This window comes from Nitratidesulfovibrio liaohensis (genome assembly GCF_011682075.1).
Taxonomy (GTDB): domain Bacteria; phylum Desulfobacterota; class Desulfovibrionia; order Desulfovibrionales; family Desulfovibrionaceae; genus Cupidesulfovibrio; species Cupidesulfovibrio liaohensis.
In genome coordinates, this window is sequence record NZ_VSMK01000135.1 from 1 (window position 1) to 6177 (window position 6177).

The 6177-nt window shown below is 64.3% G+C and carries 7 protein-coding genes; all 7 read right to left on the reverse strand.

From position 1 onward, the window contains the following. Positions 1-508 (reverse strand): Hpt domain-containing protein (locus FVW27_RS05835; protein WP_208294654.1); only part of this gene is annotated, 508 nt, incomplete at its 3' end. A gap of 159 nt (positions 509-667) precedes the next feature. Further along, complete coding sequence (locus FVW27_RS05840; protein WP_167123528.1) at positions 668-1036, reverse strand: response regulator; 369 nt, start codon at positions 1034-1036, stop codon at positions 668-670. 10 nt (positions 1037-1046) lie between these two features. After that, complete coding sequence (locus FVW27_RS05845) at positions 1047-1748, reverse strand: chemotaxis protein CheW (protein ID WP_167123530.1); 702 nt, start codon at positions 1746-1748, stop codon at positions 1047-1049. Next, positions 1745-2518, reverse strand: coding sequence for a ParA family protein (locus tag FVW27_RS05850; RefSeq protein WP_167123532.1), 774 nt, complete (start codon positions 2516-2518; stop codon positions 1745-1747). Before FVW27_RS05850 ends, FVW27_RS05845 begins: the two co-directional genes overlap by 4 nt. Positions 2519-2635: 117 nt before the next feature. Then, on the reverse strand, positions 2636-3514 hold the full coding sequence (locus tag FVW27_RS05855) for a CheR family methyltransferase (RefSeq protein WP_167123534.1): 879 nt from the start codon (positions 3512-3514) through the stop codon (positions 2636-2638). Then, positions 3514-5439 carry a HEAT repeat domain-containing protein gene (locus FVW27_RS05860; protein WP_167123536.1) on the reverse strand — a complete coding sequence of 642 codons (1926 nt, stop codon included), beginning with the start codon at positions 5437-5439 and terminating at the stop codon, positions 3514-3516. Before FVW27_RS05860 ends, FVW27_RS05855 begins: the two co-directional genes overlap by 1 nt. Before the next feature lie 126 nt (positions 5440-5565). Then, on the reverse strand, positions 5566-6177 hold a 612-nt coding region (locus FVW27_RS05865), incomplete at its 5' end, for a CheB methylesterase domain-containing protein (RefSeq protein ID WP_167123537.1).

Sequence of the window (6177 nt, forward strand, 5' to 3'; positions counted from 1 at the left end):
CGGCGGGCACAGGCGCGGGCTCGGGTTCCGGAGCCGCCTCCACGACGGGTTCAGGCACCGGGGCAGGTTCCGGGGCGGGTGCGGGCGCGTGGCGCGGGGCCGCTGGCGGTGTGCCGCCAGCCATGATGGCGTCGATGGTGGCAATGATGGATTCCGTTTCCACATCGCCCTCGCCGCCGGTGGTATCAAGGTTGTCCACCATCTGGCGCAGCGCGTCCGTTGCGGAGAGGATGACGTCCATGATCTCGGAGGTGACGGTCATGTCCCCCTTGCGCAACTCGTCCATGATGTTTTCGGCACGATGCGCAAGGCCGTTGATCCGGTTCAGCCCCAAAAAGCCGGACGCGCCCTTCAGCGAATGCATGGGGCGAAATATCTCGTTCAGCAGCGCGAGATTGTCCGGCGCCTTCTCGAGTTCGAGCAGGTTGGGCTCGATGGTCTCGAGGTGCTCTTTGGCTTCGACGATGAAATCGGCGAATATTTCCGGATCCATGAAATCCTGACTCATACCCTCACCTCAGGTAGGCCGGGGCGTGGCCGTGCTCGCTAGCCGGGATGCCGACCGGCGCGGCGCCCTGGCCGTAACCGTCGTTTTCTCCGGGCCCCCAGAAAGCCATGGCACGGCGCAATGCCGCGCATTCAGAACCACTACAATGCATCGTATCGGTCAACCGAGCAGCATCTTTATGTTCTTGACCATCTTTTCCGGCTGGGCGGGCTTGACCATGTACAGGTTGGCGCCAAGGCTCATGCCCATCTGGATGTCCTTTTCCTGCCCCTCGGTGGACAGCACCACGATGGGCAGGTCGCGATAGGCGTCCTGCTCGCGCACCGTCTTGATGAAGGTGAACCCGTCCATGCGCGGCATGTTCACGTCGGAAATGATCAGATCGACCTTTTCGGAGGAGTACAGTTTCTCCAGACCGTCTAGACCGTCCTCCGCCGTGGTAACCTTGAAGCCTTCCTTTTTCATTATGAAGGCAACCAGGTTGCGAACGGTCTTGGAGTCGTCCACGATCAATATATGCTTGCTCATGAGTGCCTCCTCAGCGTTTCAGAACACAGTCGAGTATCTTGTCCACCGAAACGATGCTTATCAGGCGTTCGTCCGCCTTGAGCAGGCCGGAGACGAAGTCGACGCTGATACCGAGATGCGATTCGATGGCCCAGTCGATATCCTGTTGCGGCACCCGGTACATGGTGTGCACGCGCTCGATCATCATGCCCATCTGCAGGCCCCGCCTGCGGCAGACGATGATGAACTTGTCTTCACTACCGGCGGCATCGCCGCCGTCGTTATCCCCATTGGGCACGCCCAGCAGTTCGCGCAGCCGCACCAGCGGCGTGACGCGCCCGCGCAGGTTGACGATGCCCGCCACGAACGACGGGGCGGCGGGCAGGCGCGTTGGCGCCGCGTACTTGATCACTTCCTGCACGGCCTCGGTAGGCACGGCGAATTCCTGGGCACCCAGGAAAAAGCCTACCATCTGCAAGACCGGCTCGTTGCGCAGGCGGGCATCCAGCGATTCCGAATCGTCTTCAACCCCGATGCCCCCCGCGGCGGCACCCGCCGCGCCCGAACGGGCGGGATCGATGCCGATGCGGCGCAGGATGTCGCCTTCCTCCACACCCAGATACTTCTGCATGAAGGCCCGTTCGGCGGCGGTGAATTCGCCCCCGCCGCCCGTGGCCGTCTCCGAGCCGAAATCGTGCTGGCGGAAGTATTCCTCGGGTGAACGTTGGGTCATGATTGCAGCATCTCTTCGGCCAGCGCGTCATAGGCACGCGCCCCCCGGCTGTCGGGGTCGAGATCGTAGATCACCCTGCCCTGCGCACTGGCCTCGCGAAAGCGGGTATCCATGCCGACCACCGTGTTGAACATCTTTGGCCCCATCTTCTGCGCCAGCAGTTCGAGCACCCTGTTGCACGCCCTTGCCCGCCTGTCGAACATGGTGGCCAGGGCCCGATACCGTATGGGCTGCGGCAGCACCTTGTTGAGCACCCGGATGGTGTCGAACAACAGCTTCAGACCGTGCAGCGCCAGAAAATCCGTCTGGATGGGAATGACTAGCAAATCGCAGGCCACCAGCGCGTTCACCAGCAGGATGCCCACATGCGGCGGGCAGTCGATGATGATGAAGTCGTAGTCGTCACGCACGTGCATGATGGCCTGTTGCAGTATCGCTCCCTTGCCCTTGCGTCCCTTCAGGTCCACATCCAGTTCGGCAAGCTGGATGCTTGCCGGGGCCACATCCCAGGACTGGCCTTCGTTGCGGCGCACCAGGCGCTTCCACAGGCCGGGCCAGGCCGACTCGTCGACCATGAACAGGTCGTACATGGTCACGTCCAGGTCCTCCGGGTAGAACCGGAGGTGCACCGAGGCGTTGGCGTGCGGATCCAGGTCCATGATCAGCACGCGCTTGCCCCGGCGCGCAAGTGCCGCGCCAAGCGTCAGGGTGGACGTGGTCTTGCCCACGCCCCCCTTCTGGTTGGCGATGGCCACTACCCGCGCGCCCATCGACCATCCCTTGCGCCCATGTCGTCCATGCACACCGGGGGCGTTCCGGCCGTGCCCACGGCTTCGGGCACGTATTGGTTCCGTTCCGTCACGTTGCCGTCTCCCATGCCGCCGCCGTCACTCCAGCTTGCGGTAGATGATGGCGCCGGTGTGGTGTTCCGGCTTGAAGGCGCGGGTGATGTTGTGCAGCGATTCCGAATGCCCGATGAGCAGAAAACCGCCCTGCAACAGGTTGTCGTAGAACGAGCCGATGACCTGCTTCTTCATCTCGTCGTCGAAGTAGATGATGACGTTGCGGCAGAACACGATGTGCGAGCGTTCAACCCGCTTCAGCCCCATGCGGTCGCTGAGGTTGATCTGCCCGAAGTTCACCAGCTGCTTCAGCTTGGGGTCCACCTTGAACTGGGTGCCTTCCTTGATGAAGTAGCGGTCGATGATTTCCTTGGGGGTGGTGCGCAGGGCGTAGTCGGAATAGACGCCCCGCCGGGCCGAGGCAAGTACCGCCTCCGACAGGTCGTTGGCGGTGATCTTGATGTCCCAGCTGGGAAGCTCGGTCTTCAGCACCTCGTGCAGGATGATGGCCATGGTGTACGGCTCTTCACCCGTGGAGCACCCCGCCGACCAGATGCGCAACCGCTTCTGCCCCTTGGCACGCAGATCGTTCAGGGTGGTCTTCAGCACGTGCTCCTGAAAAATCTGCAACTGCGGCGGGTTTCTGTAGAAGCTGGTTTCGTTGGTGGTCACCACCTCGAACAGCCTGTTGAGCTCGGTGCGCTTGTTGGCGTCGTAACGCAGAAAGTAGTAGTACTCGCCAAAGTTCTTGAGGTTCAGTTCCTTGAGGCGGTTCGACAGGCGGTTTTCCACCAGATACTTGCGGTTTTCTGCAATGTAGATGCCGCATTGCTGGTAGATGAAGTCGCGCAGCTGCACGAACTCCTCATCGGAGATCTTCTGTTCCTTGCGCAGCGTGATGGAGTTGGAGAACAGCGAGGACATCAGTCATCCACTCCTTGTTCGTCGTGGATGCGGGCGGCCGCCGTCTCGGCGGCCTGCTGGACTTCGGGGTCCTCCGATTCCATCAGGTGCAACAACGCCCGGAACGCGACGTTGCCCCCAATGGCGCCCAGCGCCTCCACCACCTTCAGCAGCACCAGGTGCCCGGCACTCTCGGTCAGGGCCACCAGTTGCGGCACGGCGTCGGCATCCTTCAACGAACCCAGCGCCTCGATGGCCCGCACCCGCACCCAGTCGTCCGGGTCGTCCAGGGCCTGGAGCAGGTAGGGAAAGACGTTGCCTTCGCCGCAGTTGCCCAGCAGTTCTATGAGGGCCAGGCGCACCTCGCGGTTTTCATCGTGCAGCCGGGGCACCACCAGATCCAGCCGGGCACTGGTGAAGGGGCACACGTTGGCCACCGCTTCCAGCGCCACCTTGCGCACGTCGGGGACTTCATCCTCCAGCGCCTCGGTGAGTTCGGCCAGGTTCTCATCCACGTCAAAGCGCCCCATGGCGTACACGGCCATCATGCGGTGCAGCGGGTCGGGGCTGCGGAACGATTCGCGGAAGCGGGCGTTCATGGCAGGGTTGTTCAGGGCGATGCACGCGTCCAGCGCGGCTTCCTTCACGTCGTCATAGGGGTGTTCCAGCAGGGCCAGCATGCGCTCGCCCGCCTCCACCGCCTTGGCCCGCCGCCCCAGGTAGTGCAGCGCCGCCTTCAGCACGTGGGCATCGTTGTGGCGGTCCAGCACGTCGATGAAGAAGTCGCGGTCGCTGGGGTCGCACCGTTCGGCCAACACCGTGGACATGGCCCGCTGGGCGTCGCGCGGCTTGTCCCAGAACACCCCGCGCAGCACGTCGATGCCGTGGCGGCTGGGCATGCCCCGGATGGCTTCGATGAGGATGAGCAGGGTGTGCTCGTCGTCGCCGCGCACGTGGCGGTCCACCGCGCTGTTGAAGCCGATGTCGGCCAGGCTGTGCACGCAGGCCACCAGGCGCTCGTGGTCGCGGTCGGGGTCCAGCCCCACGGCAACCTTCAGTACCGCCTCCGTCGCCTCTGCCCCGCCGATGCTGGCAAGGCCGCGCATGGCGGCGTTCTGCACGTCCTCGTCCTCGTCGTCCATGGCGGCCAGCAGGTAGTCGCGCAGGCGCAGCCTGTCCTTTTCGCCCAGCAGGGACAGCGACTTGCCGCCCAGCACGTTGACGATGGCCTTGGCGATCTTGTTGCGCAGCGGCCCGGGCGACTTGTCCAGGCGCTTGAGCAGCAGCGGCACGGCCTTGATGTTGCCCATCTCGCCCAGGGCGTCCACGATCATGGAGGCCACCAGGTCGGACGCCGAGTCCAGCGCCTTGACCAGCGCATTGACCGACGATTCGGCCCGGATCTTGGTCAGCGCCTCTATGACCGAAAACTGCACCCATTCCTCGTCCATCATGGCCTTGTTCAGGCAGTCCGCCGCCTCGGCGAAGGCCAGGGTGCCAAGGCTGACGGCGGCCTGATAGCGTACGTTGACCTCCGGGTCGCGCAGCAGCGCCTCGCACAGCGAGGGCACCGCCAGGATGCTTTCCGAGGTGCCAAGGATGTCGGATGCGAAAATGCGCATGTCGGGGTCGTCGTCATGCAGTAGCTGCCTCAGCGAGTCGAAGTCGTCGGCCCCGATCTCGCGCAGCACGTCCATGGCGATGTTGCGGATCGGCGCGTCGTCCGACCGCAACAGGGGCAGCACCCCGCGCACGGCAGCAACCCCGCCGATCTTGCGCAGGGCGCGGTCGGCTGCTTCCTGCACCCCGATGTTGTGGCTTTGGATGCGCGCCACCAGATGCGGTACGGCGCTTTCCAGCCGAAGGTTCCCGGCGGCATAGGCCGCCTCGCGGATTGCCTCGACGTCGTCGCCCTGGAGTTGCTCGATGATCTGCTGTTCGGACATACTCCCGTCCTTCCGTGGAATGACTAGCCCTATTGCCTGACCCGGTGCCGCCCTGCGGCCTTTCCGCGCCGTTCCTGCGCCCGAGGGCATCCGGCGTGTCCGGTTGCGCGCGGTGGCCCGCCTGGGCTACTTGTACAGTCCCGCCATTATGGCAGAGGCCATGTCGTCTATGTCTATGATTTCATCGGCCAGGCCGGCATCCACTATGGCCTTGGGCATGCCGTAGACCACGCAGGTGGCGTCGCTTTGCGCCAACGCCCTGCCGCCCTTCTGCTTCAGCACGCGCACGCCTTCCAGCCCGTCGCTGCCCATGCCGGTAAGGATGACCCCCAGGGTGCGGCGGCCCATGGCCTGCGCCACCGATTCGATAAGCACGTTGGCCGAAGGCTTGTACAGCGCCTCTGTCGGCTCGGGGGTAACCACCACCTCTACCATGCTGATCTTCTGGTCCACACGCAAATGCTTGCCGCCGGGCGCGATGTATGCGGTGCCGGGGCGCAGGCGCTCTCCGTTTTCCGCCTCTTTCACCGTGATGCGGCACACGCCGTCCAGCCGCTTGGCGAAGGGGCCGGTGAACGCGGCAGGCATGTGCTGGGCTATAAGGATGCTGGCGGGAAAGTCCGCCGGAAGTTGCGACAGCACCTTCTGCACGGCGGGCGGCCCGCCGGTGGAAACGCCGATGGCCACGATGTCGCGCACCGGCCGCCCCGCGCGCGGGGTAAGCACCGGGCGCGGGCC